25 protein-coding genes are annotated in these 26980 nt (G+C 72.3%); 15 read left to right on the top strand and 10 right to left on the bottom strand.

Translation table 11 applies throughout. The annotated features are described in order from the left end of the window. Both ACQP0N_RS25485 and ACQP0N_RS25480 read right to left on the bottom strand, forming a co-directional pair. Complete coding sequence (locus ACQP0N_RS25485; protein ID WP_433114677.1) at positions 1-1185, bottom strand: NAD(P)/FAD-dependent oxidoreductase; 1185 nt, start codon at positions 1183-1185, stop codon at positions 1-3. Between the two features lie 82 nt (positions 1186-1267). Continuing rightward, positions 1268-2215, bottom strand: coding sequence for an RNA polymerase sigma-70 factor (locus ACQP0N_RS25480; RefSeq protein ID WP_433114675.1), 948 nt, complete (start codon positions 2213-2215; stop codon positions 1268-1270). Between the two features lie 66 nt (positions 2216-2281). Between ACQP0N_RS25480 and ACQP0N_RS25475 the strand changes: the two genes are divergently transcribed. After that, on the top strand, positions 2282-2845 hold the full coding sequence (locus ACQP0N_RS25475) for a Uma2 family endonuclease (protein ID WP_433114673.1): 564 nt from the start codon (positions 2282-2284) through the stop codon (positions 2843-2845). A gap of 9 nt (positions 2846-2854) precedes the next feature. Here the strand turns inward: ACQP0N_RS25475 and ACQP0N_RS25470 are convergent, their stop codons facing one another. Next, positions 2855-4057 (bottom strand): hypothetical protein, encoded by a 1203-nt coding sequence (locus tag ACQP0N_RS25470; RefSeq protein WP_433114671.1) that lies wholly within the window; start codon positions 4055-4057, stop codon positions 2855-2857. 579 nt (positions 4058-4636) lie between these two features. On the opposite strand from ACQP0N_RS25470, the gene ACQP0N_RS25465 reads away from it, so the two are divergent. Together ACQP0N_RS25465 and ACQP0N_RS25460 are read left to right on the top strand one after the other, a co-directional pair. Continuing rightward, a complete protein-coding gene (locus ACQP0N_RS25465) occupies positions 4637-4906 on the top strand; it encodes a hypothetical protein (RefSeq protein WP_355051350.1) in 270 nt (89 codons plus the stop codon). Then, complete coding sequence (locus ACQP0N_RS25460) at positions 4906-5946, top strand: hypothetical protein (RefSeq protein ID WP_355051351.1); 1041 nt, start codon at positions 4906-4908, stop codon at positions 5944-5946. The genes ACQP0N_RS25465 and ACQP0N_RS25460 overlap by 1 nt, the downstream gene beginning before the upstream one ends. 4 nt (positions 5947-5950) lie before the next feature. Here the strand turns inward: ACQP0N_RS25460 and ACQP0N_RS25455 are convergent, their stop codons facing one another. Together ACQP0N_RS25455 and ACQP0N_RS25450 are read right to left on the bottom strand one after the other, a co-directional pair. Then, positions 5951-6481 carry an SRPBCC family protein gene (locus ACQP0N_RS25455; RefSeq protein ID WP_433114668.1) on the bottom strand — a complete coding sequence of 177 codons (531 nt, stop codon included), beginning with the start codon at positions 6479-6481 and terminating at the stop codon, positions 5951-5953. Position 6482: 1 nt separating this feature from the next. Further along, positions 6483-6794 carry an ArsR/SmtB family transcription factor gene (locus tag ACQP0N_RS25450; protein WP_355051353.1) on the bottom strand — a complete coding sequence of 104 codons (312 nt, stop codon included), beginning with the start codon at positions 6792-6794 and terminating at the stop codon, positions 6483-6485. 97 nt (positions 6795-6891) lie between these two features. On the opposite strand from ACQP0N_RS25450, the gene ACQP0N_RS25445 reads away from it, so the two are divergent. After that, a complete protein-coding gene (locus ACQP0N_RS25445; protein WP_433114666.1) occupies positions 6892-7821 on the top strand; it encodes an LLM class F420-dependent oxidoreductase in 930 nt (309 codons plus the stop codon). Between the two features lie 4 nt (positions 7822-7825). On the opposite strand, the gene ACQP0N_RS25440 is transcribed toward ACQP0N_RS25445, so the two are convergent. Next, on the bottom strand, positions 7826-8248 hold the full coding sequence (locus tag ACQP0N_RS25440) for a hypothetical protein (RefSeq protein ID WP_433114664.1): 423 nt from the start codon (positions 8246-8248) through the stop codon (positions 7826-7828). A 120-nt stretch (positions 8249-8368) separates the two neighbouring features. Between ACQP0N_RS25440 and ACQP0N_RS25435 the strand changes: the two genes are divergently transcribed. Beyond that, a complete protein-coding gene (locus ACQP0N_RS25435) occupies positions 8369-9121 on the top strand; it encodes a hypothetical protein (protein WP_433114662.1) in 753 nt (250 codons plus the stop codon). 41 nt (positions 9122-9162) lie between these two features. Continuing rightward, entirely contained in the window at positions 9163-10395 is a 1233-nt protein-coding gene (locus ACQP0N_RS25430; protein WP_433121811.1) for an FAD-binding protein, read from the top strand. Between the two features lie 89 nt (positions 10396-10484). On the opposite strand, the gene ACQP0N_RS25425 is transcribed toward ACQP0N_RS25430, so the two are convergent. Both ACQP0N_RS25425 and ACQP0N_RS25420 read right to left on the bottom strand, forming a co-directional pair. Then, positions 10485-11624, bottom strand: coding sequence for a site-2 protease family protein (locus tag ACQP0N_RS25425; protein ID WP_433114660.1), 1140 nt, complete (start codon positions 11622-11624; stop codon positions 10485-10487). A gap of 89 nt (positions 11625-11713) precedes the next feature. Beyond that, the gene (locus tag ACQP0N_RS25420) at positions 11714-12568 is read right to left on the bottom strand and encodes an alpha/beta hydrolase (RefSeq protein ID WP_433114658.1); all 855 of its coding nucleotides are present in this window, start codon (positions 12566-12568) and stop codon (positions 11714-11716) included. 276 nt (positions 12569-12844) lie between these two features. On the opposite strand from ACQP0N_RS25420, the gene ACQP0N_RS25415 reads away from it, so the two are divergent. Genes ACQP0N_RS25415 through ACQP0N_RS25400 form a run of 4 tightly spaced genes read left to right on the top strand, consistent with a single transcriptional unit; the run spans position 12845 to position 16336 of the window. After that, positions 12845-13744 (top strand): ABC transporter ATP-binding protein, encoded by a 900-nt coding sequence (locus ACQP0N_RS25415; protein ID WP_355051362.1) that lies wholly within the window; start codon positions 12845-12847, stop codon positions 13742-13744. A gap of 2 nt (positions 13745-13746) precedes the next feature. Further along, a complete protein-coding gene (locus ACQP0N_RS25410; RefSeq protein ID WP_396798889.1) occupies positions 13747-14550 on the top strand; it encodes an ABC transporter permease in 804 nt (267 codons plus the stop codon). 26 nt (positions 14551-14576) lie between these two features. After that, the gene (locus tag ACQP0N_RS25405) at positions 14577-15707 is read left to right on the top strand and encodes a sensor histidine kinase (protein WP_433114655.1); all 1131 of its coding nucleotides are present in this window, start codon (positions 14577-14579) and stop codon (positions 15705-15707) included. Continuing rightward, a complete protein-coding gene (locus ACQP0N_RS25400; RefSeq protein ID WP_355051365.1) occupies positions 15704-16336 on the top strand; it encodes a response regulator transcription factor in 633 nt (210 codons plus the stop codon). Before ACQP0N_RS25405 ends, ACQP0N_RS25400 begins: the two co-directional genes overlap by 4 nt. Positions 16337-16344: 8 nt before the next feature. Here the strand turns inward: ACQP0N_RS25400 and ACQP0N_RS25395 are convergent, their stop codons facing one another. After that, complete coding sequence (locus ACQP0N_RS25395) at positions 16345-17256, bottom strand: L,D-transpeptidase (RefSeq protein ID WP_433114653.1); 912 nt, start codon at positions 17254-17256, stop codon at positions 16345-16347. A gap of 76 nt (positions 17257-17332) precedes the next feature. Further along, positions 17333-18778 carry an alpha-amylase family glycosyl hydrolase gene (locus tag ACQP0N_RS25390; RefSeq protein ID WP_433114651.1) on the bottom strand — a complete coding sequence of 482 codons (1446 nt, stop codon included), beginning with the start codon at positions 18776-18778 and terminating at the stop codon, positions 17333-17335. A gap of 276 nt (positions 18779-19054) precedes the next feature. Here ACQP0N_RS25390 and ACQP0N_RS25385 point away from each other — a divergent pair, with 276 nt between their 5' ends. The 5 genes from ACQP0N_RS25385 to ACQP0N_RS25365 all read left to right on the top strand — a co-directional run bounded on the left by ACQP0N_RS25385 (position 19055) and on the right by ACQP0N_RS25365 (position 26970). Continuing rightward, on the top strand, positions 19055-20689 hold the full coding sequence (locus ACQP0N_RS25385; RefSeq protein WP_433114649.1) for a hypothetical protein: 1635 nt from the start codon (positions 19055-19057) through the stop codon (positions 20687-20689). Beyond that, on the top strand, positions 20686-22152 hold the full coding sequence (locus tag ACQP0N_RS25380) for an NADH-ubiquinone oxidoreductase-F iron-sulfur binding region domain-containing protein (protein ID WP_433114647.1): 1467 nt from the start codon (positions 20686-20688) through the stop codon (positions 22150-22152). The genes ACQP0N_RS25385 and ACQP0N_RS25380 overlap by 4 nt, the downstream gene beginning before the upstream one ends. A gap of 68 nt (positions 22153-22220) precedes the next feature. Continuing rightward, positions 22221-22811, top strand: a complete 591-nt coding sequence (locus tag ACQP0N_RS25375; protein WP_433114645.1) for a thioredoxin-like domain-containing protein — start codon at positions 22221-22223, stop codon at positions 22809-22811. Continuing rightward, positions 22808-23722, top strand: coding sequence for a cytochrome c biogenesis CcdA family protein (locus ACQP0N_RS25370; RefSeq protein ID WP_433114643.1), 915 nt, complete (start codon positions 22808-22810; stop codon positions 23720-23722). Before ACQP0N_RS25375 ends, ACQP0N_RS25370 begins: the two co-directional genes overlap by 4 nt. Positions 23723-23826: 104 nt before the next feature. Next, entirely contained in the window at positions 23827-26970 is a 3144-nt protein-coding gene (locus ACQP0N_RS25365; protein ID WP_433114641.1) for a discoidin domain-containing protein, read from the top strand. The last annotated feature ends 10 nt before the right edge of the window (positions 26971-26980 follow it).

Below are 26980 nucleotides of genomic sequence, written 5' to 3'. Positions count from 1 at the left end.
TCACCTCGAGGCGGTGGCCCGCGTCCGGGTCGCGACGACCCGGCGGCGGCGCACCGGGTACGGGATCGGGTGGGAGATCCCCCAGGCCGCGCCCTTGCAGACGACCTCCTTGTAGCGGGCCGCCAGCCGCCCGGTCAGCTGGGACGGCTTGGCCCGGTCGTCGGCGGTCACGTACTGGATGATGCCGTCGCGGCGGCCGAGGCTGATGCACTGGTTGAAGTAGCGCAGCGGGGCATTCGGCATCTTCGTCCGGCCGGTCAGGCGCGCGGCGATGGCGTCGGCCGCCTGCCAGGCCATCGGAGTTCCCGAGGCGCACGACATCCGTAGCGGCTTGCCGCCGGGCCCGGCGGCGAGTCCGGCGTCGCCGACCGCGTACACGTCCGGGTGCGAGACGGACCGCATGGTGTCGTCGACGATGATCTGCCCGGTGGCCGCGACGGTCAGACCGGTGGCGGCGGCGATGGGGTGGACGGCGAAGCCGGCCGTCCACACGGTCACCGTGGCCGGGATCGTCGTGCCGTCGGCGGTGACCACGCCGGCCGGCTCGACCCGGACGACGTCGGTGTGCTCGTGCACCGAGATGCCGAGCCGGTTCGTGACGCCCCGCAGGTGCTGTCGCGCCCTGTCGTTCAGCCAGTCACCGAGACCGCCGCGGACGGCGATCGCGACGTCGAGGTCGGGCCGGGCCTCGGCGATCTCGGTGACGGCCTCGAGGCCGGTGAGGCCCCCGCCGACCACGAGCACCCGCTGCCCGGCCGCGAGGTGGGCGAGACGGTCCCGCAGCCGCAGCGCCGACGGTCGGCCCGCGAGGTCGTACGCGTGCTCGGCGACGCCGGGAACGCCGTGGTCGGCCGAGGCGCTGCCGAGGGCGTAGACGAGCGTGTCGTACGCGATCTCGTCGTTGCCGTGCGCGTCGGTCAGCGCGACGGTCCGGCGGTCGACGTCGACGGCGGTGACCCGGGCGACGCGGACCCGCACGCCGGTGCCCGCGTACACCCGGCTCAGCTCGCGGCGCGTGAGGTCCTGGCCGGCGGCGAGCTGGTGCATGCGTACCCGCTCGACGAAGTCGGCCTCGGCGTTGACAACGGTGATCTCGATGTCGTCGGGGTGCAACCGGCGGGCGAGGCGGCCGGCGGCGGTTGCTCCGGCGTAGCCGGCTCCGAGGACGACGATGCGGTGCTTCATGGCGGCGCTCCTGTCTCGGCGATGGTCGCTACCTGAACCGGGCGGCGACGCCGTTGCTGACAGAAGACGGCTATGACCTGGGTCACCAGACGTGCAGGAGTGGCTCCGAGTGTGCGGTGACGGACCACTGGCGGGTGACGCGTTCGAGTTTGTCGGGGTTGACCTGGACGCGGATCGCCGCGACTCCCTCGGGGGTCATCTCCAGGGACATGACACCGACGACCTGCTCGCCGGTCACGACGACGACCGCGGGGCCGCCGTTGACGACCTCGGCGTAGAGGGCGGGGCTGCTGCCGCCCACCAGGTTCCGTTTCACGTCGCTGGGGCGGAAGAGGCCGCGCAGGAACTTCGCCACCGCCAGCGCGCCGACGACCGGCGTGGTGCGGGCCGGGATCTTGCCGCCGCCGTCACCGATGCTCGTCACGTCCCCGGTCAACAACTCCACCAGGCGCTGGATCTGGCCGCTGTTGGCCGCCGTGAGGAACTCGGTGACGATCTTCCGGGCGGCGGCGTCGTCCACCTCGCCGCGCGCCCGGCCGGCGGCGACGTGCTGCTTGGCACGCCGGTAGATCTGCTGGCAGTTCGACTCGCTGAGGTCGAGGATCTCGGCGATCTCGCTGTGCGGGTAGCCGAACGCCTCGCGCAGCACGTACACCGCGCGCTCGTTGGGCGACAGCCGCTCCATGAGGGTGAGCACCGCCATCGACACCGATTCACGCTGCTCGACGGTGTCGACCGGGCCGAGCATCCGATCCCCGGCGAGGACGGGCTCGGGCAGCCAGGTGCCCACGTAGGTCTCGCGGCGGGCGCGCGCCGAGGTGAGCTGGTTCAGGCACAGGTTGGTGAGCACCCTCGTCAGCCAGGCCTCGGGCGTCTCGACGCGCTCCCGGTCGGTGGCCTGCCAGCGCAGGAACGTGTCCTGGACCGCGTCCTCGGCGTCGCTGGCCGAGCCCAGCAGCCGATAGGCGATCGCCTCCAGGCGGGGCCGGGAGCGCTCGAACACCTCGACCTCGTCGGAACGCAGTGGCATGGCTCGACAGTAACCGCGCCTGTCGCGCGGCCGCAGATCCCACTACCGGCCGTTAGGATGTGGGCCATGAGCGCCGAGGCCGTAGGCATGTACATGCCCGCCGTCGTGACGCTCGACGACGTGGCGGCGATGAACTCCGCCGACCCGAACGGCCACCGCTACGAGACCAGCCCCGAGGGGGTCCTGTCGGTCATGCCGCCGCCCGATTCGGAACACGCCACGATCGCCAGCCGGCTCTTCGCCTGGCTGATCATGGCTGGTTGGCCCGCCGAGCAGGTGCTTCAAGCCGTCGGTGTGCGGATCTCCGGCCCGGATGGTGACGGTGGCCGGATTCCCGATCTCAGCGTCTGGCACAAGCCGCCGGGCCGCAGTGTCTGGGCGTCGGTGACCGAAGTCGCGCTCGTAGTGGAGATCGTCTCGCCGGGTTCGGAGGCGATGGACTCGGTGACCAAGGTCCGTGAGTACGCGTCGGCCGGCATCTCGCAGTACTGGGTCGTGGACCGCGACGGGGCGCAGACGGTCACCCTCTACCGGCTGGGTGGAGGCGGGTCGTACGAGGAGCACGCGAAGATGCCGTTGGCGTGGCTGCTCCAGTCGGCCCCCGCCGACCACCTCGACCAGAGCCTCTGACCTACGCCCCTACTGGTCGACGAGCGCCGTCAGGGCCGCGCGTTGTGGCCACGCCTCGTCGGTCATGCAGTCAGTGAGGCAGGAGAGACCGAAGGCGAGCGGCCACGAGACGCTGTGCCGGTTCTCGGCGGGCAGCAGCGCGAGAGGGTCGTCGGGATCCCACTGTGTGGTGGTCGGGACGGGTACGGCGAGTACCTCACCCACGTACGGCCGTTCCGTCCAGAGGACGGCCCGCCGCAGCACCTCTTCGGCAGTGACCTTGAGCAGGGTGACCGTGCAGAACTCCGGCACGCCGCCCCGACTGATCCACCGCCCGAAGCCGAGGACCACGCTCTCGGCTATCTCGTGTGGTTCGAGGTGGCACTCCTCGCGCAGCTCACGCAGCGCGCCAGCGACGATGACCTCCTGAAGGCTGGGCGCGGTAACCGTCGCCGCCGCGTCCCCGGGCTCCAACGAACCGGATCCGGAGGGTGCGATGAGCCCGGGGCTGCCCACGTTGTCCCTTGTCTGTGCGACGAGCAGCAGCCGTCCGTCGAGGGTGAACGCCAGGGTGGAGATGCCCACCACGTTCGCCAGCCGACTGTCGGCGAACCGTCGCAGCCGGTCCCGGTGGTCGAGGATCAGGTCGCGGCCACGCATCGGCCGAGTGTCCCGACCTGCCTCGTAGACGTCGTACGGCGCGAGCAGGTTGCTGCAGAAGAAGTCGAAGTAGTGCGCCGGCCGCAGCGTGACGACCGGGTCGTCGGCACCGGTCGGCAGGTCGTCGGCGAGGCCCAACACCGCTCCGTTGTACATGGCGGCCGTCCGGGCGTGCCGGGCCAGGAAGTCGAACGACCAGCGCCGCAGGTCCCGGCCGAGGACGTAGCTCGTCGGCGAGACGACGCAGCGGATGCGCTGGCCCCGCAGCCGGGAACTCTCGTCGGTGGGGATGATGCCGGTGCTGTGGGCACTGGTGAGGACCCGCTTCGGGTACCGGACCTGTTCGACGATGTCCCGATAGTCGTCGCCGTCGCGGGGATGGAAGCGGAACTGCCGGGTCCGTCGACGGTTGGCGAGGATCTCCAGGGTCGAGACCAGAAGACCCGCCGTGGCCGCCGCGACGCTGAGCGCCAGCGGTGGGCTCTGCGTGGCGGTCGCCGCGCTCAGGATCGCCAGGCCGACGCCAGCGGCGGTCAGGCGGTACCGCCACAGGCCCTGCCGCCAGATGCTCATCGTCGTGCTGACTCTTCTCGCCGTCCTGAGCACTCGGCACCTTTTCGGTCGCACCTGACGGAGACGACCGCATGGTATCCGCAGTAGAAACCGCCACATTTCCGCCGAGTTGCCGTCCAAGTTTACGAATGTGTCAGCGCTCGCGCCGTGCGCCGCGCCGCGGCGGTGGCCGGCCGCGCAGGTCGGCAATTCGTCCGTCGAGGACAGATGTCGCTAACCGGACAAGACGGTAAAGCCCCTGGTAGAGGACCCTTGAGGCAGGCGAGAGGGCGAGGGATGTCGGGCCACATCCCCACCCGCGCGCCCGGTACGGACAGCATCGTCCGCTCCGGTGCCGCCCTCGCCGGCCCGGCCCCGCCGGTGCGGGCCCGGCACAGCCGCCGGCCCGACGACGCGTACGGCTCGGCCGTCCCACACCGCTGGAGGCGCCCGCAGCGGTGTCACCGTCCACCGCCGGCGACGTCGCCCACCGGTACGTCGCCTACGTGCCCTGTCGACCACGCGCATCGTGGATCCCGCCCTGTTCGGCGTCGCTCACCCGCGCGCCCGACCGGGCGACCGAATCAGAGAGGCCCTGTCATGGCGGCTCCCACCGCGACCGCAGCCCTGAACGCATCCGTCTTCTCGCCGGGTGACCAGATGCTGCTGACCGTCACGTACTCCGACGCCGACACCAAACCGCTGACCGTCACCATCGTGGTCACCGACGCGCAGGGCAACAGCAGCGCGCCGGTCAAGGTCACCGCGGTCATCGACCCGCTCACCGTGACCGTCTCCGACAACTCCGGGCGTACCTGGACCCGGGTCTCCGACAACGGCTCGGTTGCCGTGTACCGGGCGGTGGCGTGATGCCCCGGGTCACCGTCCAGGTCCGCGACGCCGCCGGACACACGGCGACGGCCGGGGTCGACTACACCGTGCGCCAACCGGTGCTCGGCGGCTACTACCTGTCCGGCGGGGCCGACCCCACCGCCGACATGGCCGGCGGCAACTTCCGCTCCTTGACCCAGTACCGCAGCTTCGCCGACGGGTACATCTTTCCCGGCTACAACCGACCGTGGCTGATCAATCTGGGCAAGGCCGGCGTGCAGATGAACATGGTCCTGGAGCTGAAGCACTACGGCGCCGCCAACGCCGGGCCGCAGACCTTCACCGTGGACGGCGTCACCTACACCGTGCCCGCGCCGTCGATGACGATCCAGCAGCGTCCGGGCGTCACCCCGTGGCCGAAGGCGTACGGGTACACCCAGGTGCTCAACGGCCAGTGCGACGGCCTGTTCGCGCGTGCCCTGTCGCAGTACCGGTCGCTCGGTTTCGGCGTGAACATCCAACTCGCGTCCGAGTTGGACACCGACCACGAGTTCGGTACGACCGAGGCCGGCAAGGCGTACACCTGGGCCGAATCCGACGCGCGGGCGGTGCAGGCGGTGAACTACATCGTCACCTGGTTCAAGGCCCGGACCCTGCCCACCGGCACGACCTTCTCGGTCGGTCTGGGCGGCTTCGACCGGGCGTGCTTCCAGCGCACCCACCCCGAGTCGTTGATGTCGCGGCTGGACTACCTCCAGTGGAACGCCTACGCGACAGCCGTCGGGCAGACCGCGCTGGCCCGCTTCCGCCGGACCAAGGACTGGGCGGTGGCTGACCTCGGCCCGGTGGCGCTGTCCAAGCCGGTGATCATCGCCGAGTACGGAGTGCGCTCGGCCGAGATTCCCGACCAGGCGGCCTGGATCGCCACCGTTCCGGCGGCGATCGCGCAGCTCAACGGCGAGCGGGGTCCCCTCATCGCGCGGACCAACTACTTCAACTCCGGGTGGGGCACCCTGTCGCCGAAGGCGGCCGGGCTGGCCGCGCTACGCACCGCGTACGCCACCCGACCGTACGTCTGACCGGTCATTCGGCGTCGAGCTGCTCGGCGTACGCGTCGCGCAGCTCGGGCCAGCCGAAGTCCTTGGCCTCCGCGCCCCGGATGGGGCCGACCGGATCGCCGTCGAGCAGCCGGTCGGCCACGTCCAGGCAGAGGTGCCAGCCGGCGGCGACCATCGGCAGCGCGCCCGGATCCGCGACGGTGTGGCGCAGGGTGAGCCGGGTGCCGTCCCCCGAGGGGGTCAGCTCCCAGCGCAGCAGGTCCTCACCCCAGGTGTATTCGAGCAGGTGGGGTGGCTCGGCGTGGCGTACCACCGCGGTCTGGTCGGCGGTGGTCTCGCCGTCGACCAGGGTGAGCACGGCGGCGCCGGGGCTGCCGAGGTCACGGTCGGCGAGGAACGGCGCCCACTGCGCGAGCTGGGCCGGCTCGGTCAGCGCGGCCCAGACCGCGCTGGGTGGGTGCCGCAGGTCGCGGACGAGCACCAGGGTCGCGCCGCTGTCGGCGTGTTCGGTGCACGCCTTGCCGGGCGGGCTGGGGCGGAACGCGTCGCGGTCCATCTCACTGCTCCTGACTGTCGAGGTGCCGTTGCAGGGCGTCGAGGTGCCGGCTCCACAGCCGGCGGTACGGGTCGAGCCAGCCGTCGACCGCCCGCAGCGGGCCGGGGTCGAGGCGGTAGATCCGCTGCCGGGCGGCCACCCGGCAGGAGACGAAGCCGGCCTCGCGCAGCACCCGCAGGTGTTTGGAGACGGCCGGCTGGCTGACGCCGAGCCCGTCTACCAGCTCGTTCACGCTGTGGTCGCGCTCGCGGAGCGCGTCGAGGATCCGGCGTCGGGTGGGCTCGGCGAGCACGGTGAACGCGTCGGTGGACACCTCCCCAATATGTCTCGTCAGTCATATGTCTGTCAAGGCATACGATTGTCGCCGCCGTCCCGGAGCGGCGGCGGAGGCCGCTATCTATGCTCGGAGCATGGAACTGCGGATCTTCACCGAACCCCAGCAGGGCGCCACGTACGACCAACTGCTCGCGGTGGCCCGACGTGCCGAGGACGCCGGCTTCGGCGCGTTCTTCCGCTCCGACCACTACCTGAAGATGGGCTCGGTGAGCGGCGACCCGGGCCCCACCGACGCGTGGACGACGCTGGCCGGTCTGGCCCGCGACACCAGCCGCATCCGGCTGGGCACGCTGATGACCGCCGCCACGTTCCGGCTGCCCGGCCCGCTGGCGATCACCGTGGCGCAGGTCGACCAGATGAGCGGCGGTCGGGTGGAGCTGGGCATCGGCACCGGCTGGTACGGCGACGAGCACACCGCGTACGGCATCCCGTTCCCGGCCCTGGGCGAGCGGTTCGACCGGTTGGAGGAGCAGCTCGCGGTCATCACCGGCCTCTGGTCCACCCCGGCGGGCGAGACGTTCAGCCACCCGGGCCGGTACTACCCGGTCACCGACTCGCCGGCCCTGCCCAAGCCGGTGCAGCAGCCCCGCCCGCCGATCCTGCTCGGCGGGATGGGGCCGAAGCGGACGCCCCGGCTGGCCGCCCGCTACGCCGACGAGTTCAACCTGCCGTTCGCCTCGCCGACGGACTCGGCGGCGCAGTTCGAGCGCGTCCGCGCGGCGTGCGCGGAGATCGGCCGCGACCCGGCGGAACTGGTCTGGTCCAACGCCCTGGTGCTCTGCTGCGGACGCGACGACGCCGAGGTGGCCCGCCGGGCCGCCGCCATCGGCCGTGACCCGGACGAGCTGCGGACCAACGGCGTCGCCGGCACGCCCGACGAGGTCCTGAACACCATCGACCGGTACGCCAAGATCGGCAGCCAGCGGATCTACCTCCAGGTGCTGGACCTGGCCGACCTCGACCACCTCGACCTGGTCGCGAGCGAGGTACTGGCGAACCTGTGACCCGTCAGGCGCGGTACTGCGCGTGCCGGCCCGGCTCGCGCAGCACCGTGTCCAACCGGCCGTCACGGTCGCTGTCCACATAGGTGATGTCCGGTACGCCGTCACCGTCCACGTCGATCTGGAGGACGTCGGCCACGCCATCGCCGTCGAGGTCGGTGACGATCTCGACCGACCCGTCCAGGTGCCTCGTCACGATCGACCGCGACTCGCCGCCGGGCTCGCGCGGCGGCGGCCCCGGCGACGGTACGGGCGTCGGGGCGGGCGCGGGAGCGGGCGTCGGCCGGGGACCGGGTGTGGGCGCCGGATGGTTCGGCAACCGGACGCCCGGCGGCGCACTGGCCGGCTCGACCGCGCTGCCGGTCGGGTCCAGCTCCTCCTCCGACGGGAAGACGTCACCTCGCGCGGCCGGATCACGGTAGCTGCTCATGGTCGTAGGGTTCCCCGACGACGGCGAGAACAACCGTGCCCGATCGTGGGGTGTCCTCGGTGCCCGGTCTGGCGGAAGATGTCGGGACCGACGCCACGGTCATGAAACGGGGGTCCGCGGGTGGAATTGCGCCGGAATCGGGGGGCCCGTGCGCTCGCCCTGGCCTGCGTACTCGGTGGGGTGATCCTGCTGGCCTATCCCAGCGACCGCGCCCTGCTACGGACGATCATCGCGGTGGGTGCCATCGCGCTCGGCGCGGTGGCGCTGGTCAGCGCGTTGCGGCCGTTCCGGTTCGGGATCCACGCGGATGGTCTGAGCATCCGGCGGCCGGGCCTGCGCCGGGAGTTCCGGTGGGCCGAGGTCGACACGGTGGTCCTCGACGAGCCGCCTCGACAGGATGGCTACCCGACCCCGCCGAGGTTGCTGCTGGTGCCCGCGCAGGGTGTGCCGCGTGAGCTGGTGACCGCCCGCCACCCGCTCGACGGCCGGCCGGCCATCGAGCTGCTCGTCCTCGACCAGGTCCGCGAGCAACCCGAGCAGGTGTCCGAAGCGCTCACCCGGCATGCCGGAGACCGCTTCGTCGACCTGCTCGCTCTGCGGCGCGCCGCGTTCGCCGTCCCGGACATCACGGTGGGCCTGCGCGGCTACGCCATGGACCGGGTCGATCGGTTGATCCGGCGCGGCCAGGACGCCCTGCTGTCCGGCGACGAGGCGGCCCGGCAGGCGGCCCGCGGTGAGATCGAACGCGCCGCCGCGGCCGGTCTGCCGCGCGCCCAACGTGGTTACCACACGTTCCAGGTGGATACGGTTCTAGACGCCCTCCTCGCCGCTCTGAGCGACCAGCAGTCCACCGATCGGGAGACCGCCACGTGACCACCCCGGGACCGAACGCCACGTCGACCGCAGCTTCCGAGGTGCCGCGCCGCAACTGGGCCGGCAACGTCCGGTACGCGGCCCGGACGTTCCACCGACCGACCTCCCTCGACGAGGTGCGTCGCCTCGTCGCCGGCAGCCGGCGCGTCCGCGCCCTCGGCACGGGACACTCCTTCAACCGCTTCGGCGACACCGACGGCGACCTGGTGAGCCTGGCCGGTCTGCCGCCGACCGTCGAGGTGGACCGCGAACGCGGTCAGGTCACCGTGAGCGGCGCGATGCGCTACGGCGACCTCGCCGGACACCTGCACACCCAGGGGTACGCGCTGGCCAACATGGCCTCGCTGCCGCACATCTCGGTCGCCGGCGCGGTGGCCACCGCCACCCACGGCTCCGGCCCCACCCACGGCAACCTGGCCAGCGCCGTCGCCGGCCTGGAGCTGGTCACCGCCGACGGCGACCTGCTGCGGGTCGACCGCGACGACGACACGTTCGCCGGCATGGTGGTGGGGCTCGGCGCGCTCGGCCTGGTCACCCGGGTCACCCTGGACCTGGTGCCGGCCTTCGAACTGCGCCAGTACGTACGGCTCGACCTCGACCCGGCCGCGCTGGACGAGGCGCTCGACTCGGCGTACAGCGTGAGTGTCTTCACCGACTGGCGTACGCCGCGCCTGCGGGAGGTGTGGCGCAAGCAGCTCGCGGACCAGCCGCCGCCGGCGGCGGACTGGCTCGGCACCACCCCGGCCGACCAGCCACGGCACCCGGTGCTCGGCATGCCGCCGGAGAACTGCACCCCGCAACTCGGCGAGCCGGGCCCGTGGCACGAGCGCCTGCCGCACTTCAAGCTCGGCTTCACCCCGAGCAGCGGTGACGAGTTGCAGTCCGAGTACCACCTGCCGCGTACCGCCGTGGCCGACGCGCTCGCCGCCCTGGCCGACGTGGCGCACCTGATCGCCCCGGTCCTGCACGTGTGCGAGCTGCGGACGGTGGCCGCCGACGAGCTGTGGCTGAGCCCCAACCACCAGCGGGACAGCTTCGTCGTCCACTTCACCTGGGTCGCCGACACCGACGCGGTACTGCCCGTGCTGGCCGAGGTGGAGGCGCGCCTGGCCCCGTTCGCTCCGCGCCCGCACTGGGGCAAGGTCTTCGTCACCGACCCGGAGGACCTGTCGGGCCGCTACCCGAGGTACGCCGACTTCACGTCCCTGCTCACGAAGCTGGACCCGAAAAACAAGTTCGGAACCGACCAGCTGAACCACTACTTCCCCCGCTGACCCGCCCGGGCCCACCCCGGCGTCCGGACCACCGGTGATCATGAAGTTATTGCCCTTGGGCGCGGCGTGTCGGCGCAACAACTTCATGATCAGCGGGAAGGGGTGGGGGTGCGTAGGGTGGCGCGTTGGACTGCGCGGCTGATGTCGCTGGGGGAGACGATTCCGGTTAGGCGGCCGTCCTCGGCTACCACCAGGGCTCGGCCGTCGGCGCACTCGGTGAGCCGGGGGAGCAGGTCGTTGAGCTGTTCACCCGGCTGGGCGAGCACCAGCTCGTCGGCCCGGCAGGCCACCTCGGCCAGCGTGGTCGACGCGCGCCGCTCGGCCGGTACGCCCCGCACCCGGTCCACGGTGACCAGGCCGGTCGGCCGCCCCTGGTCGGTCAGCGGCAGCGCCGAGTGCCGGTACGCGAAGAGGTAGTGGTCGACGAAGTCGGCGACCGTCATGTCCGCCGACGCGGTCTGCGGCTGCGGTGTCATCACGTCGCCGACCCGGATTCCGCGCAGCGCGGTCCCGGTGCGGGCCTGCCGCTCCTCCACCCCGGCGGCCCCGATCAGGAACCAGCCGATCAGCGCCAGCCACAGCCCGCCGAAGCCGACGCCGGACAGGAACTGCCACAGCCCGAGGCCGATGAGAAGCGCGCCGAGCACCCAGCCGGCCCGCGCGGCGACCACTGACGCCCGGGTCCGGTCGCCGGTGGCCTTCCACACCGCCGCGCGCAGCAGCCGACCGCCGTCCAGCGGCGCGGCCGGCAGCACGTTGAAGATCGCCAGCAGCACGTTGATGCCGGCCAGCCAGGCGATCGCCCCGAAGAGCAGCCCACCCTGCCCGGCCAGCGCGAACAGCAGCGCGATGACGCCGAAGAACGCCCCGAGCAGCAGACTGACCAGCGGGCCGACGCCCGCGATGCGCAACTCCGCGCCCGGGTCACGCGGCTCGCCCTTCAGCTCGGCCACGCCGCCGAACAGCCACAGCGTGATGCCGTCGACCTCCAGCCCGTTGCGTTTGGCCACCACGGCGTGCGACACCTCGTGGGCGAGCAGGCCGACGAAGAAGACCACCGCCGCGGCCAGGCCGGCGAGGGTGTACGCCACGGGCGAGCGATCCGGGTACGACCGGGGAAACTGGTTGGCGGCCAGCCCCCACGCGATCAGCGCGAAGATGACCAGCACGCTCCAGTTGACGCCGACCGGCACTCCCGCGATCCGACCGATCCGGAAACTCGCCCTCATCCTGGGCTCTTACCCCGGGTCAGCCGAGCCATGCGACACGCGGCGCTCGGGTGGTCCTTGTCTGGGCTGGGATCGTCTCTCGGCACGGGTCAGCGGCGGGGCGTCTCGCTGGCGATGGTCGCCTCGCGGGGCAGCGCCGCCGCCCGCATCGCCCAGTCCAGCGCGTAGTCGGCGATCTCCTCCCAGCCGGGCGCTCCGACCGTGAAGTGCGACCGGTCGGGAAACTCCTCGTACGCGGTGAGCGCGCGGGACTTCTGGTAGAGCCCCGCGTTGGCACGGACCACCGACGCCGGCACCACGTGGTCCTGCCCGCCGGCCATCAGCAGCAGCGGCGCCCGGTCGACGCGTCCGGTGTCGACACGGGCGGGCGAGCGCGGGTCGACATTGGCGAACGCGCCCTCGAAGAACACCCGGCCCGCTCCGGGGACCGCGTACCGCTGCCAGGCCCGGTCGGACTCCTCGCGGCTCAGCGTGTTGCCGAAGGTGTAGGCGAAGTCGTCCGGGGAGAACGGGACGGCCTTTCCACGGTTGGCGGGGCTGCGCAGGATCGGGAAGCCGGAGCGCAACTGGCTCAACGGCACCTTGAGCACCCCCTTGATCGCCGCCGGATGCACCCCCACCACCGCCGCGCCGAGGCCCCGGTCGGCGAGGACCTGGGCGAACAGCCCACCGAACGAGTGGCCCATGATGATCGGCGGACGCGGGAGCGCCCGGATGATCCGGTCGTAGTGGGCGACGATCGTGGCCATGCTCTGCTCGGCGATCGGGCTCGGGTCGTCGCGCAACTGCTCCACGGACCGGTCCATCCCGGGCCAGGCCGGGGCGATCACGTGCATGCCGCGCTCGGTGAATCGCTGGGCCCACCCCTCCCAACTCCGTGGGGTCATCCAGAGCCCGTGGATCAGCACGATCGTGTCGACCTGGCCCTGCGGTGTGGCACCCATCGCGTCCTCCCGGTGTCGCGGCGTCCGGCGGCGCGCTTACCCGCTGCCGGGCGCGGAATGCCTGTGTCGGGGGCGGATGTGCCGGTGGGCGTGATGACTCAGGGGCATCTTGATGACTGGGTGGCATCACGCTCGTCGGGGTCCTCGCCCGCCGGCCCGTCACGCTGCGTGCCGGCCCAGCTCTGCGCCGTGCCGTCCGGGCCCTGACAAATGTCACGGTCGGAACGTGACGGCCGCTTCAGGAGTCGAGGTCCGCGACACCCCAGGATCAATGCCATGACGAGTACGCATCCGGCCGTCGAGCTGAACGGCCTCACCAAGACCTTCGGTACGGTCACCGCGGTCGACGGACTGAGCCTGCGGGTGCAGCCCGGCGAGGTGGTGGCGTTCCTCGGCCCCAACGGGGCGGGTAAGACCACCACGATCGACATGCTGCTCGGCCTGGCCCGCCCGGACGCGGGCACCGTGCGCGTTCTCGGTGGCACCGCCGACGAGGCGGTGGCCCAGGGACGGATCGCCGCCGTGCTCCAGACCGGCGGCCTGCTCAAGGACCTCACCGTGGGCGAGACGGTACGGATGACCGCGCACTTCTACCGGCACACCCGACCGGCGGCCGAGGTGCTGGCGCGCGCCGGTATCGCCGACATCGCCGACCGGATCGTCGGGCGGTGCTCGGGCGGTCAGCAGCAGCGGCTGCGCTTCGCGTTGGCGCTGCTGCCGGACCCGGACCTGATGGTCCTCGACGAGCCGACCACCGGCATGGACGTCGAGGGTCGGCGGGACTTCTGGCAGGCCCTGCGCCGCGACGCGCGTGACGGCAGGACCGTCATCTTCGCCACCCACTACCTGGACGAGGCGGACGCGTACGCCGACCGGATCGTGCTGGTCCGCCAGGGCCGCGTCGTCGCCGACGGCACCACCGCCGAGATCAAGAACCTGGCCGCCGGCCGTACGGTGCGGGCCACCCTGCCCGGCGCGGACCAGGCCGCGCTCGCCGCGCTGCCCGGCGTCGACGCCGTGGAGGTACGCGGCGACAGCGTGCTGGTGCGTACCGGCGACTCGGACGCGATCGCCCGGCACCTGCTCACCCGGACCGCCGCCCGGGACGTGGAGATCACCTCCCGCAACCTCGAGGACGCCTTCCTCGCCCTGACCACCGAACGTATCGGAGCCTGACGATGTCCACCCCCATGGCCACCAGCACCGACCGTCCTGCCCGGCCCGATCGCCGCCCGTCCGCTCTGGGTGGCTTCGCCCCGGCGGTTCTCGGCATCGAGCTGCGCCGGGTGCTGCGCAACCGCCGCACCCTCGCCTTCACGCTGATCATGCCGGGCGTCTTCTTCCTCATCTTCGGTCTGCCGCAGCGGGGGCAGACTCTCGACAATGGCCGCCCCGTCACGGCGTACGTCATGATCAGCCTCGCCGTGTACGCGGCGATGGTGGCGACGACCAGCGCGGGTGGCGCGGTCGCCACCGAGCGGGCGTTGGGGTGGAGTCGGCAGCTCCGGCTCACCCCGCTGCGGCCGACCGCGTACGTGGCGACGAAGCTGGCCACCGCGATGACCCTCGGCCTGCTCGCGGTGGTCGTGGAGTTCCTGGTGGGGGCTGCGGCCGGCGTCCGCCTCCCGCTGGACGTCTGGCTGCTGTCCGGGCTGGCCGCCTGGGTCGGCTCGCTGGTGTTCGCCGCGTTCGGCCTGTTCATCGGCTACCTGGTGCCGGCCGAGAACGTCATGCAGTTCATCGGGCCGATCCTGGCGGTGCTGGCCATGTTCGGCGGTCTGTTCGTGCCGGTCGACGTGCTGCCGCACGTGCTCCAGCAGGTCGCGAAGTTCACCCCGGTGTACGGCATGGGTGAGCTGGCCCGCTCGCCACTGACCGGCGACGGCGTGAGCATGGCGGCGGTGGCCAACATCGTCATCTGGACCCTGGCCTTCGGGGTCGGCGCGACCCGGCTGTTCCGTCGGGACACCGCTCGGGTCTGACGGCCGCGACCGCTAGCGTGGACTCGATGGATCTCCCGGCGGGGCAGCCCCGGCCGATGACCCGCCACTGGCGGGTCATCGGCTGGCTGTTGGCCGCCGTGTGGCTGTTCTTCCTCAACGTGCCGCTCGCCACCGCGCTGCACCAGCCGCAGCCGTGGCGGCGGATCGTCGGAGGGGCCGCCCTGCTCCTCTTCGGCCTGGGCTACGTGCTGCTGTTCCAGTGGGCCCGCCGGTTGCGTCAGTTGCTGCTGCCGATCCCGGCCGGGCGGGCGCGCGTGGGCCTGCTACTGCTGCTCGCGGTGGGCCTGGTCAGCATCCCGGGCACCGGCGGAGACTGGCTGGCGACGCTGGTCTACGTGGCCGCGGCCGGGGTGTTCCTGCTGCCGGCGTGGGAGGCGGCGGCCACCGTGGCGCTCTGCGCCGTGACCCCGGCGCTGACGTCCTGGCTGGTGAGCGGATGGGAGGCGGAGAACGGCATCGTCTTCGCGGTGCTGCTCGCCTCGTTCGCCATGTTCGGCGTGTCGCGGCTGGCCCAGCGCAACAGCGAACTACAGGCGGCCCAGCAGGAGATCGGCCGGCTCGCGGTCGCCGAGGAGCGGGCCCGCGCCGCCCGCGACCTGCACGACATCCTCGGACACTCGCTGACCGTGGTCGCGATCAAGGCCGAACTGGCCGGGCGGCTCGTCGAGGTCGACCCGCCCCGGGCCGCCGCCGAGATCGCCGAGGTGGAGAGGCTGGCGCGGGAGGCCCTCGCGGACGTGCGGCAGACCGTCGGGGCGTACCGGGAGGTCACCCTCGCCGGGGAGTTGGCCGGCGCGCGGTCCGCGCTCGCCGCGGCGGGCATCGCGGCCGAGGTGCCGGCCGAGGTGCCGGAACTACCGCGCGAGTGGGACCGGTTGTTCGGATGGACGGTGCGCGAAGGGGTGACCAACGTGGTCCGGCACAGCGGAGCGCGGTGCTGCACGATCCGGGTACGCCCGGACGGGGTCGAGATCGGCGACGACGGGCGAGGCCCGTCCACACCCGACGCCGCCGGGTACGGTCTGGTCGGCCTACGGGAGCGCGCCCGCCGGCTGGATGCCGTGGTCACCCTGGGCCGGCGTAGCGACGGCACCGGTTTCGTGTTGCGGGTGCACGCCCCGGGGGAGGCCCGGTGAGCGGCTCGTCGACGCCGATCCGGCTGCTGCTCGCCGACGACCAGGCGCTGGTCCGGGGTGCGCTGGCCGCGCTGCTGTCGCTGGAGCCGGACCTGACCGTCGTCGCCGAGGTCGGCCGGGGCGACGAGGTGGTGCCCGAGGCGCTCCGGCACACGCCCGACGTGGCGCTGCTGGACGTCGAGATGCCCGGCCTGGACGGCATCGCCGCCACCGCGGCCGTGCGGGCCGCGCTGCCGTCCTGCCGGGTGCTCGTGGTGACCACGTTCGGTCGGCCCGGCTACCTGCGTCGTGCCATGGAGGCCGGCGCGAACGGGTTCGTCGTCAAGGACACGCCGGCCCGGCAGCTCGCCGACGCCGTCCGACGGGTGCACGCCGGCCTGCGGGTGGTGGACCCGACCCTGGCCGCGGAGACGCTGGCGACCGGAGCGAGCCCGTTGACCGAGCGGGAGACCGAGGTGCTGCGGGCGGCGCGGGGCGGCGGCGCGGTCGCCGAGCTGGCGAGGACGCTGCACCTGTCCGAGGGGACGGTACGTAACCACCTGTCGGCGGCGATCGGCAAGACCGGTGCGCGGAACCGGGCGGCGGCCGTACGCATCGCCGAGCAGAACGGTTGGCTGCTCGGCGACTGAGCGACCCGTCAGGCGGTCGACGGCGGGGTGGGGAGCTGGTCGACGACCACCAGGCTGCTACCGGGCCGGACCTCGGCGAGCAGTTCCCGCTGACCGCTGCGGGTCACCCGGATGCACCCGTTGGTCGTGTTCTCGCCCAGTTCGTCGTCGTCCTGCCAGGTGTGCAGGCCGATGTGCGCGCCCTTGAGCCCGGTCGGCACCGCCTCCGGGTCGTCCGGCACCGAGCCGAGGGCGTAGATGTCCACGCCGCCGTAGACCGCCTCGGGTGGCGGGGTGCGGCCCAGGATGAAGGTGCGCCCGAGCGGCGTCTCCTGCCCCGACTGGCCGAGGCTCGTCTTCCAGGAGCGCACCGCCTTGCCGGCCCGGTACCAGGTCAGCCGGTGCACCTTGCGCTCCACCACGATCTGGTCGCGCAGCGCCACGGTGTCGAAGCCGCCCGGCGGCAGCCAGGCGAGCTGCCGGTTCGCCGACGGCAGCAGGACGGCCGTCCAGCCGGCCCGCCGCTGGGCGATCGGCACGGTCAGCTCGACCCCCGCGAGCGTCGGCTCGACGAAAGCCAGCGGCCGGCCACCGGGAGCGTCGTACGCGGCGATCCGCCGGGTCGGGTGCACGCCCTCGGTCAGCGGCGTGATGTCCATCGTGGCCGGATCGGCGGGGAAGCCCTTCGGCGCCGGGTCGTAGTCGAGCACCGGCAGCCCGTCCGGAGCGGGCGCGGCCGGCGGGACCGACTCCTGGAGGCTCTGCTCGACGCTGTTCGGCGTCGGGTCGGCGACCACCACGTTCTGCTCGTCGGGGGCCGTCGAGCGCGGGGTGAGAGCCTGGCCGATCAGCAGCGCGGCGACCAGCAGCACGGGTACGGCGACCGCGCCGGCGATCCAGCCGGCGCGACGACGGGACGGGGACATTCGGTCAAACGGCACTAAACCACTCTAGGGCGGTGAACGGTCCGGGGCCCCCGGTTCGGCGATACCCGCCAACCGGAGGCCCCGGAGTCGGTCAGAGCCGCGCGCCGATGTGGATGGCCACCGCGTCGTGCGCCGGCACGCTCGCAGCGAACCAGCCGTTACCGTCCACGGTGATCACCGGGCCGCTGCACGACCCGTTCGCGTACGTGCCGTGGATGACGTCGCAGTACCGGCCGGCGGGCAGTCCGGTGTAGTACGAGCGGCCGTTCACCGCGCCGTCCTCGTCGTTGACGGTGACGTAGCCCTTGCCGCTGCGGCTGAACGCGATGTGGTTGTTGCCGTTGTCGTACCAGTTGGCCACGCCGGCACCCTCGGTGGCGTTACGGAAGCCGACCATGTTGGCGATCACCGGCCAACGGTGCTCGCACTCCCAGCCCGAGTAGCAGGTGGTGTTGAGGGTCTTGTTGCCGCCGTCCGAGGGTGGGCCGGCGTCCCGGTCGCTGAAGGTGTAGCTGGACATGACAGTCGGCGACCCGTACGGCCAGGCCAGCATGAAGGCGTTCGCGAGGGCGTAGATCCCCCGGTCGCGGTAGGTCAGCACGCCGCTGGAGTCGCGCTGGGTGTCGTGGTTGTCCACGAACACCGAGGCCGAGCCGGAGGGCAGGTGCCCCCAGCCCTCGCCGAAGTTCTTCAGGTACGCCAGCCGCTCGGAGCGGAACACCCGGGCCAGGTCCTTGCCGTAGCGGAACTCGTGCACGTCGCCGTTGCCGGTGTACTCGGTCGGCTGGACCGGCTCGCCGGCGCCGTAGATGACCTCCTGCACGATGTACGCCGACCGGGACAGCTTGCTCCTGATGGCGGCGATGTCGGCGGCCGGCATGTGCTTGCTGGCGTCCATCCGGAAGCCGTCCACACCGAGGGACAGCAGGTCGTTGAGGTACGACGCGATCTTCGTACGGACGTAGTCCGACTCGGTCTTCAGGTCGGACAGGTTGACCAGCTCGCAGTTCTGCACCTCGTACCGGTCGTTGTAGTTGGCGATGTCGTCGCCGCCGTTGCGTCCGCAGTGGTGGAAGTCCTGGGTCTGGTAGATGCCCGGGTAGTCGTAGTGCGCGTACGACGAGCCGGCCCAACCGGTGCCGCCGTTGTCCTGGCCGGACATGTGGTTGATGACGGCGTCGACGATCACCTTGACGCCGGCCGCGTGGCAGGTGTTCACCATCGACTGGAACTGGGCCCGGGTGCCCTTGCGGGATTCGATCCGGTAGCTGACCGGCTGGTACGCCATGTACCACTGGTTGCCCCGCACGTGCTCCTGCGGGGGCGAGACCTGCACGTAGCCGTAGCCCTTGGGGCCGAGGGTGCTCTGGCACTCGCTGGCGACCGACGGCCAGTTCCACTCGAAGAGCTGGACGATGACCTTCTTCGCGCCGGACGGGCTGGCGGCGGCCGGGGACGCCGTCGCGGTGAGGGGAACCAACAGGCTGGCGACCAGGCCGAGGGCGAGGATCGCCGAGCCGCGTCGACGTTGGCGCATCGGGACTCCTGACGGGAGCGGGGGTGGGGGTGGTGGTGCCGGGGGAGCGCAGTACTGCTCGGATCTTGCAATCCGTGCTGAAAATTTGCCGAAAGGTTACAAGCGTGTTGCAAGGACTGTCAATGCATGGACCTGCGTCACTGCCTGTCACGCGCCGGGAAGCGTGCACAACGCACCGCGACGTCACTTGGTTCGATGGCGGCCCAGAATTTTTCGCCCCCGGATGATCCGCGCGCGCCGCCGGTCCGTACTGGATGGGGGAGCAGGGGTCGGCCGGTGGTACGCCGCCGCGAGACGATCGAGGAGCAGATGGCCCGGGCAAAGCAGAACCAGAAGGCCACCGAGGTCCGGACCAGCACCAGCAGTCGGGGGGTGCGGACGCGGTCCCGCTCGGCGACGATGATGCTGATCGCCTCGTTGCTCGCCGCGTTCTGGGCGGCGACCATGCTGACCGGCGCCGGTCAGATGGCGTACGCGTACGGCTTCTTCTTCACCGAGTTCTTCGCCGGCGTGATCGCCCTGGTGTCGCTGAGTCTCACCGTGATGCTGGGACTGCTCGCCACCGACCGGCTGGTGCTGAACATCTCGCACCGGGTGCTGATGCAGTCCGCGCACCGCGCCACCGGCGTCCTGGGCACGGCCGGACTGGTCTTCCACGTGCTCACCAAGATCGCCACGGGTCGGGCCGCGCCGACCGACTCACTCGTGCCGTTCATCGGCGGCCGAGGGCTCTACGTCGGCCTCGGCACCGTGGCCGCCCTGCTCATGGTCAGCGTGATCTGGACCGGCATCATCCGGGCCCGCTTCGCCGGCGTCGGTCCAAAGTGGCTGTGGCGCACGCTGCACTCCGCCGCCTACCTCGCCTGGCCGTTCGCGATCTTCCACGGCCTCAACGCCGGTCGGGCTGCGGCGTCCTGGGTGGTCCTCAGCTACTTCGCGTGCGTCCTGCTCGTCGTGTTGGCGCTGCTGGTGCGGCTCTCGGTCACCATCGGCCGGCGCAGTCGCGAGCAGCAGCAGGCCGCCGTGCGCAACGCGGCGATGGCCGGGAGGGCCACCGACGAGGGCCGTGGACGCTCGCTGCTGGCCGGCCTGGGTCGCCGCCGCGAGAAGAGCGAGGACAAGCGTCCGGCCTGGGCGGAGGCCACCACCGCCACGTGGACGGCGCCGACCGGTCCGCGGCGGCGGGACCCCGAGCGGTTCACCGTTCCGGTGGTGCCCGAGCCCGGTTCGCTGGTCGAGCCGGTCCGGTCGAGTCGCCGTCGCCGCGACGAGGAGCCCGCCGCCCGGCAGGACCGCCGCGAAGAGATGGAGACGACGGCGACCCGCCGCTCCGCCCGCCGCAGCGACGAGGAGGAGATGGAGCCCGTGACCCGGCGGCGCGCGTCGCGCAGCCGCGACCGGGACGAGGAGACCGCCCCCACCCGGCGGCGGCGCGCCGAGGAGCCGGCGGCCGAGCGGAGCGGACGACGGTCCCGCACCGAGGACGAGGGCACCCGGTACTCGGCCCCGCCCCGCCGGGCCGTGGACGAGCCGGAGGAGCCGTGGGACAGCCCGCGCCGCTGGCAGGCCGCCGAGCCGATCTCGGCAGGTCCGGTCTCGGTCGAGCCGATCTCGGCCGGCCCGATCTCGAGCAGCCCGATCTCGGCCGGTCCGATCTCGGCGGCGCCGCGCAGCGGCAGCGGCCGGCACAGCGCGGAGGACGACCTGCCGGAGGAGCCGGACTACTGGCGCCCGCCGGCCCGGTACGTCCCCGACGAGGTCCCGCCGCCCGTCGACGACACTCCGACCCTTGTCGACCTGGCATCTCGTCGCGCGCGGCGGGCCGAGGGCCGGTCCGCCAAGCGCCGCAAGGCCAGCGCGGACGCCGTGGACGGGGCGTACTGGGCCGGACTGCGGGGTGAGGCGAAGTGATGCGGACGACCGTCCCCCCGGTGGCCTGCGTCGGTGAGCCTCGACTCACCGCCGGGTTCGCCGAGTTCGGACGCCTCGACCTGGCCGCGCACGAGGAGGTGCACGGACCGATCGGCCCGATGGAGCCGGCGCAGCTGCTCCGGCTCGCCGAGGGCATGCAGCTCAAGGGCAAGGGCGGCGCGGGCTTCCCGTTCGCCCGCAAGATGCGCGCCGTGCTGGAGTCGTGCGAGCGGCAGGACCTCTCTGCGGTGGTGGTGGTGAACGCCACCGAGGGCGAGCCGGCGAGCTGGAAGGACAAGGTACTGCTGACCCGCGCCCCGCACCTGGTCCTCGACGGGGCGGCGCTGGCCGCGTACGCGCTGGACGCCGACGAGATCGTGATCGGTGTGGCGGACGACGGGGTCGGCCGGGACTCGCTGATGGAGGCCCTCGACGAGCGCCGGATGCCGGTGCCGACCACCATCGTCACCGTGCCGCACCGGTTCATCTCCGGCGAGGGTGGCGCCCTGGTCAACGGGATCAACGGGCTGCCGCACATACCGCCCGGCACCAAGAAGCGCTCCAGCGACTCCGGGGTCAGTGGCCTGCCCACCCTGTTGTCCAACGCCGAGACGTACGCACAGCTCGCGGTCGGCGCGCGACTCGGCCCGTACGAGTACGCGGCCCTCGGCACCGACGACGAGCCGGGCACCGTGCTGCTCACGGTGACCGGCGCGGCGGCCCGGCCGGCCGTGGTGGAGTGCACCGCCGGCATGCCACTGCGTGACGTCCTCGACCTGTGCGAGGTCCCGGACGTACAGGGCATTCTGATGGGCGGCTACCACGGCAAGTGGATCACCGCCGAGGCGGCCGAGAAGGCCGAGGTCTCCCGCAAGGGCCTCGCCGCGGTCGGCGGCACCCTGGGCGCGGGCATCATCATTCCGATCGGGGTGGACACCTGCCCGCTCGGGGAGGCCGCGCAGGTGGTGCGCTACCTGGCCGGCGAGTCCGCCGGCCAGTGCGGCCCGTGCAAGATGGGCCTGCCGGACCTGGCCCGCGCGGTCGACCTGGCCGTGGCCGGCAGCCAACCGGCCGACGTCGTCCGCGCCGCCGCGGGCGAGGTCAAGGGCCGGGGCGCGTGCAGCCACCCCGACGGTACGGCCCGGTTCGCGCTCTCGGCGATCGAGGTCTTCGCCGAGGACCTGCGGTTGCACAGCACCGGCGATGGCTGCGGTCGGCGGGTCAAGGGCGTCATGGGGCTGCCCGGCGCACCCGACCCGAACCCGCAGAAGCTCACCCTGGACTGGTCCCGCTGTGACGGGCACGGCCTCTGCGCGCACGTGGTGCCGGACTTCATCCGGCTCGACGCCAACGGCTACCCCGCCTTCCCCGCCACGCCCGTGCCGACCTGGCTGCGCGAGGGTGCCCTCAAGGCGGTCAAGGTCTGCCCGGAACTCGCCCTGCGCCTCGCCAAGGCCGAATAAGGAAGGGCACCTTTTTAACGCCTCGTGTATAGGAAGGGGCCCTTCCTTACGACTGTGGAGGAGCACGGATGCACAAGCGGATCGGGCCGACGGCGGCAGCAGTACTCGTCGCCGCCCTGCTCACCACGACGGCCTGCACCGGCACGGTGCCGCCCGACGCTGCCGCCGCCGGGACCACGCCGGCCCCGACCAGCTCCCCGACCCCCTCGGCTGCCCCCTCGGCCGGGGCGTCGTCGGCCCCGGCGGCCCCGGTCCCGGACACCCTGCGCTTCACCGGCACGACCCTCGCCGGCGGCGCCTTCGACGGGACGCGCCTGGCCGGCCGGCCGGTGGTGCTCTGGTTCTGGGCGCCGTGGTGCGCCACCTGCGCCAGCCAGGCCTGGACGGTGGCCGAGATCGCCCCGAAGTACCGGGAAACCGTGCCGATCGTCGGCGTCGCCGGGCTGGGCGAGCAGCGCGACATGAAGAACTTCGTCACCGAGTTCGACCTCGGCGACATGCCCCAGATCGACGACCGCAAGGGCGTGCTCTGGAAGCGGTTCAAGGTCACCGAACAGAGCATCTTCGTGATCATCGACCGGGACGGCAAGGTCGTCCACCAGGGCTTCCTTGACGGTGAGTCACTCACCGCCCGGGTTACCGCGCTGGCCGGGGCGTGACCGGCCCGCTGCTGCTCGCGCTGACCGCCGGCATGCTCGGCGCGGTCAACCCGTGCGGTTTCGCGTTGCTGCCCGCGTACCTCTCACTGCTGGTCGCCGGAGCGTCGGACGTCCGCGGCGCGGTCGGCCGCGCGCTCACCGCGGCGGCCGGGCTCACCCTGGGGTACGTGGCGGTCTTCGGCGCCTTCGGGTTGGCGCTCGCGCCGCTGGCCGGCTGGCTGCGGCCCCGGCTGCCGTGGCTGACGGTGGTGCTCGGGGTGCTGCTGGTCGCGGCCGGTTGCTGGCTGCTCGCCGGCCGACGACTGCCCGCGCCGGGCTGGACCGCCCGGGCGCCCCGGCTGACCAGGTCGTGGCCGTCGATGGCGCTGTTCGGGGCGGCGTACGCGCTGGCCTCGCTGGGGTGCGCCATCGCGCCCTTTCTGGCCATCGTGGTGACGAGCCTCCAGGCCGGCTCGACCGGGCGTGGGCTGGCGCTGTTCGGCGCGTACGCCCTCGGGATGGGCCTGGTGGTCGCGGTCGCCGCGGTCGGTGTGGCGCTGCTGCGCGATTCGCTGGTGGCCCGGCTGCGCGTCGCCGGCGCGCTGGTGCCCCGGCTCAGCGGCCTGGTGCTGCTGCTGGCGGGCGGCTACGTCGCGTGGTACGGCTGGTACGAGCTACGGCTGGTCGCCGGCCGGCGAGAAGCCCTGCGAGATCCGGTCATCCAGGCAGCCGCCCAGCTCCAACGCACCCTGGCCGACACTGTGGACCGGGCCGGCCCGGCCGTGCTCCTGGCCACCCTGGCAGCGCTGCTCATCCTGGCAGCCCACAGCGCACGCTCCCGCCGTCATGCCCGCGATCTTGCACTTTCTGTCGCCCCAAAAGACGCGGATCGGGGCATCGAGACGACAGAAAGTGCAAGATCGGCGGGGTGAGCTGGTCTGGCGCGGGGGAGGCCTGAGGCGGTGATGTGGGTCTTGACATCTGGGGATGATCACCGGAGCCTGGCTGACAACGTTGTCACCACCGAAGGACCACCATGCGTATCTCCGAATTCGAGCTGAGCAGGCGGCGGCTGCTCATCCTCGGCGGCGCCATCGGCGCTGGACTCGCCACCGCCCGACCCGCCGCCGCCCAGGCCGCGTCGGCCGCCGCCACGCCACCGGCTGCGGCCACCGGCCCGGTCGCCCACACCTACCACGCGCTACTGCTCGCCCACACCCGATGGGCCGAGGAGCAGTGGGATCCGGCGATCAACGCGTACCGCCTCGCGGACTTCCGGTTCGCGGTCGTGCTCGGTAACGCGGTCCTGCTCATCTCGCCCGGGTACGACCCGGCGGTGACCGGCGTCGACCGGGACACGCTGCACGCCCGTACCATCGCCACCATCCGCCGGTTCGCGGCCACCAACCGGCTCGCCGGTGGTACTGAGTGGGGACGACAGCTGTTCTGGGACAGCACCTTCGAGCTGTACTTCGTCCTGGCCGCCCGACTGCTCTGGTCCGACCTGGACGAGGTGACCCGCAACAACGTCGACCGCATCGCCCGTGGGCAGGCCGCGTACGCCCACTCCCTCGGCACCGGTAACGACCCGCTGAGCGGCAGTTGGACGCCGAACGGCCGCACCGGTGGCTGGATCGGTGACACCAAGCTCGAGGAGATGGGGGTCTACGCCCAGGCGATCGCGCCCGGCCTGGCCTGGGCGTCGGACGACCCCGCCGCCGCGGCGTGGCGCGAGCGGTTCTCGATGTGGACGCTCAACGCGAGTGGACTACCGGCAGCCGACCGCGCCAACCCCGCCGTCGTCGACGGGCGGGCCATCGCGGACTGGAACACCGCCCACAACATCCACGACACGTTCCTCGTCGAGAACCACAACTCCTTCGGCCCGCACTACCAGGAAGAACTGTGGCGCACCGCGGGTCGTACCGCGGTGCACTTCCTGACCGCCGGCCAACCGCTCCCGGAGGCACTCACCGGCCAGCCCAGCGGCGACCAGTTGTGGCGGACCATGCGGCTGCTCGCCAGCGACGCCGGCGAGCCCTTCATGCCGATGGTCGCGGACCGCTACCACCTGTACGGCCGTGATGTCCTGCCGCTCGCCTTCCTCGCGCAGGTACAGGGCGACCGGCACGCCGCCCGGGCCGAGGCGGACCTCGCCGACCGGCTCATGCCCTACCTGAACTACCCGCCCGAGAATCGGCTCACCAAGTTCAGCGGCGAGCCGAAGTACGAGCCCGAGGCCCGGGCCGAGATCGCGATCAGTTACCTCTTCCACTCCTGGCGGGCGGCCAACGGCGGCGTGGTCCAGCCGGTCGCCAGCACCACGTTCTTCACGGCGGCGGCGGGCACCCGCGACTTCGGGGAGCAGGCTGGGCTGACCGCCCAACAGACCCCGGCTGCCTTCGCCGCGGCGGTCAGCAAGACCGGATTCGTCTCGTTCCAGTGGGCGCCCGCCCACGACAACTGGTTGTTCGACACCCGGGCCGCCTCGCTGCTGCCGAGGCAGTCCGCGCCGGTCCTCGGCCGCACCTCCGCCGCGTACACCGTGGCCCGGGACGGTGTCGACGCCACGGCGACGGTTCTGCGCGTCGCCGACGGCACCGCCGGGTACGCCACGCTGCCCACCGGTACGGTCGTGTACGCCACCACCGGCATCAGTGCCGACGAGGGCACGCTCACCCTGTTCAACCTGGACATGCCCGGCGTACCCGGGCTCACCGGCACCCGTACCTTCACCGGCGAACAGGGGTCCGTCACCCTGGCCGCACAATCGGGCGTCGGCGACGGCGGAACCGACCAGATCAGCTTCGCGTCTCGTCCCGCCCGGCACGTGCGGATGCTCGGCCGATCCCCCGCCACCCAGTACGGCTACTCCCTGTTCACCTTCGCCGTGCTCGACGCCGGTGGGGTCGACCGCGCCGCCGGCCGGACCGCCACGGCCTCGTCCGCCGACCCCGCCTACCCCGCAGCGCGCGCCACCGACGGCAATCCCGGCACCCGCTGGGCGGTCGCCCGGGAGGAACGCGCCCGCGCGGACAGTTGGGTCGCCGTCGACCTCGGCGAGCCGATCGACATCAGCGGCGTACGCCTGGACTGGGAGTCGGCGTACGGCACCCGCTACGTCATCCAGACCTCTCTCGACGGCTCCGACTGGAGCGACGCGGCGGTGGTGCCGGACAGCCCCACCATCGCCGGCTCCTGGCTGGACATCGACGGACGAGCGGGTCTGGTGGTCCACAACGCGAAGAACCCGATCACCGTGACCGCCACCACCGTCACCCTGTCCAGCGGGCCGGCCACCGGCAGCACTCGGCTGATCATCGAGGGGTACGCGGGCGCGAGCCGGCCGGCCCTGGCCGCCGCGGCGTCCCGAACCCTGCCCGGTGGCGGTCCGGAGGCGTTGCGGGTGAGTGACGCGGACGGATACCTGAGCCTGTTCAACCTGTCCGACAGCGCCATCACGGCGGCGGCCGTCACGCTTGCGCAGCCCGCCACGCTGCGGCTGTACCACGGAAGCCAGGTCACCGGATCGGGGACCACGACCTACCAGGTCGACCTTGCCGCCGCGACCGCACGCGTCGAGCCGACCCGGTTCACCGTGACCGCGGCACAGCCGGAGAAGGCGATTCCCGCCGGTACCCGGTTCGACGTCACCGACTCACATCACCTCCGAGTCACCGCGCCCGCCGGGCACATCGTGAAGGTGCAGGTGGAGTCCGCGGCCGGCGGCGCCCGCCAGCGGGTGACGGTTCCCGCCGGACACAGCAGGGACGTCGCGTTCGCGGGTGGAACGGTGACGCCGACCAGCGACCTGGCCCGGTCTCGGACGACCTACCCGACGTCACCGCTGCCGGCCGGCATGACCGACCCGTCGGCCGCCGTCGACGGCGACCCGGGGACCGCCTGGCAACCCGGCCCGAACGGCCGAATGGTGATCGACCTCGGATCGTCGCGGGAACTGGCCTCGGTCCGCCTGACCTGGACTCCCGGTCGGCGGCGGCCGATCACCGTGGCCACCTCGGCCGACGGACTCGGCTACGAGACGGTCGCCTCGGTGCCGAAGCCGAAGCCCGAGACCACCGTCACGACCACGTCCTCCGGGCGGTACGTGGCAGTCGCGGTCGCCGACTGGCGGCCCGGTGACGCCCGGCTGACCTCCGTGGAGGTGTTCGCCGCCTGAAAGTTCGAAC

This window comes from Micromonospora sp. CA-246542 (assembly GCF_050942905.1).
Taxonomy (GTDB): domain Bacteria; phylum Actinomycetota; class Actinomycetes; order Mycobacteriales; family Micromonosporaceae; genus Micromonospora.
This window is presented reverse-complemented; position numbering and strand designations above follow the sequence as displayed.

What these genes read in the sequence shown, in the direction of transcription:
- ACQP0N_RS25485 (WP_433114677.1), bottom strand. Translation starts at nt 1,185, where the DNA reads ATGAAGCACCGCATCGTCGTCCTCGGAGCCGGCTACGCCGGAGCAACC.
- ACQP0N_RS25480 (WP_433114675.1), bottom strand. Translation starts at nt 2,215, where the DNA reads ATGCCACTGCGTTCCGACGAGGTCGAGGTGTTCGAGCGCTCCCGGCCC.
- ACQP0N_RS25475 (WP_433114673.1), top strand. Translation starts at nt 2,282, where the DNA reads ATGAGCGCCGAGGCCGTAGGCATGTACATGCCCGCCGTCGTGACGCTC.
- ACQP0N_RS25470 (WP_433114671.1), bottom strand. Translation starts at nt 4,057, where the DNA reads ATGAGCATCTGGCGGCAGGGCCTGTGGCGGTACCGCCTGACCGCCGCT.
- ACQP0N_RS25465 (WP_355051350.1), top strand. Translation starts at nt 4,637, where the DNA reads ATGGCGGCTCCCACCGCGACCGCAGCCCTGAACGCATCCGTCTTCTCG.
- ACQP0N_RS25460 (WP_355051351.1), top strand. Translation starts at nt 4,906, where the DNA reads ATGCCCCGGGTCACCGTCCAGGTCCGCGACGCCGCCGGACACACGGCG.
- ACQP0N_RS25455 (WP_433114668.1), bottom strand. Translation starts at nt 6,481, where the DNA reads ATGGACCGCGACGCGTTCCGCCCCAGCCCGCCCGGCAAGGCGTGCACC.
- ACQP0N_RS25445 (WP_433114666.1), top strand. Translation starts at nt 6,892, where the DNA reads ATGGAACTGCGGATCTTCACCGAACCCCAGCAGGGCGCCACGTACGAC.
- ACQP0N_RS25440 (WP_433114664.1), bottom strand. Translation starts at nt 8,248, where the DNA reads ATGAGCAGCTACCGTGATCCGGCCGCGCGAGGTGACGTCTTCCCGTCG.
- ACQP0N_RS25425 (WP_433114660.1), bottom strand. Translation starts at nt 11,624, where the DNA reads ATGAGGGCGAGTTTCCGGATCGGTCGGATCGCGGGAGTGCCGGTCGGC.
- ACQP0N_RS25420 (WP_433114658.1), bottom strand. Translation starts at nt 12,568, where the DNA reads ATGGGTGCCACACCGCAGGGCCAGGTCGACACGATCGTGCTGATCCAC.
- ACQP0N_RS25415 (WP_355051362.1), top strand. Translation starts at nt 12,845, where the DNA reads ATGACGAGTACGCATCCGGCCGTCGAGCTGAACGGCCTCACCAAGACC.
- ACQP0N_RS25410 (WP_396798889.1), top strand. Translation starts at nt 13,747, where the DNA reads ATGTCCACCCCCATGGCCACCAGCACCGACCGTCCTGCCCGGCCCGAT.
- ACQP0N_RS25405 (WP_433114655.1), top strand. Translation starts at nt 14,577, where the DNA reads ATGGATCTCCCGGCGGGGCAGCCCCGGCCGATGACCCGCCACTGGCGG.
- ACQP0N_RS25390 (WP_433114651.1), bottom strand. Translation starts at nt 18,778, where the DNA reads ATGCGCCAACGTCGACGCGGCTCGGCGATCCTCGCCCTCGGCCTGGTC.
- ACQP0N_RS25375 (WP_433114645.1), top strand. Translation starts at nt 22,221, where the DNA reads ATGCACAAGCGGATCGGGCCGACGGCGGCAGCAGTACTCGTCGCCGCC.
- ACQP0N_RS25365 (WP_433114641.1), top strand. Translation starts at nt 23,827, where the DNA reads ATGCGTATCTCCGAATTCGAGCTGAGCAGGCGGCGGCTGCTCATCCTC.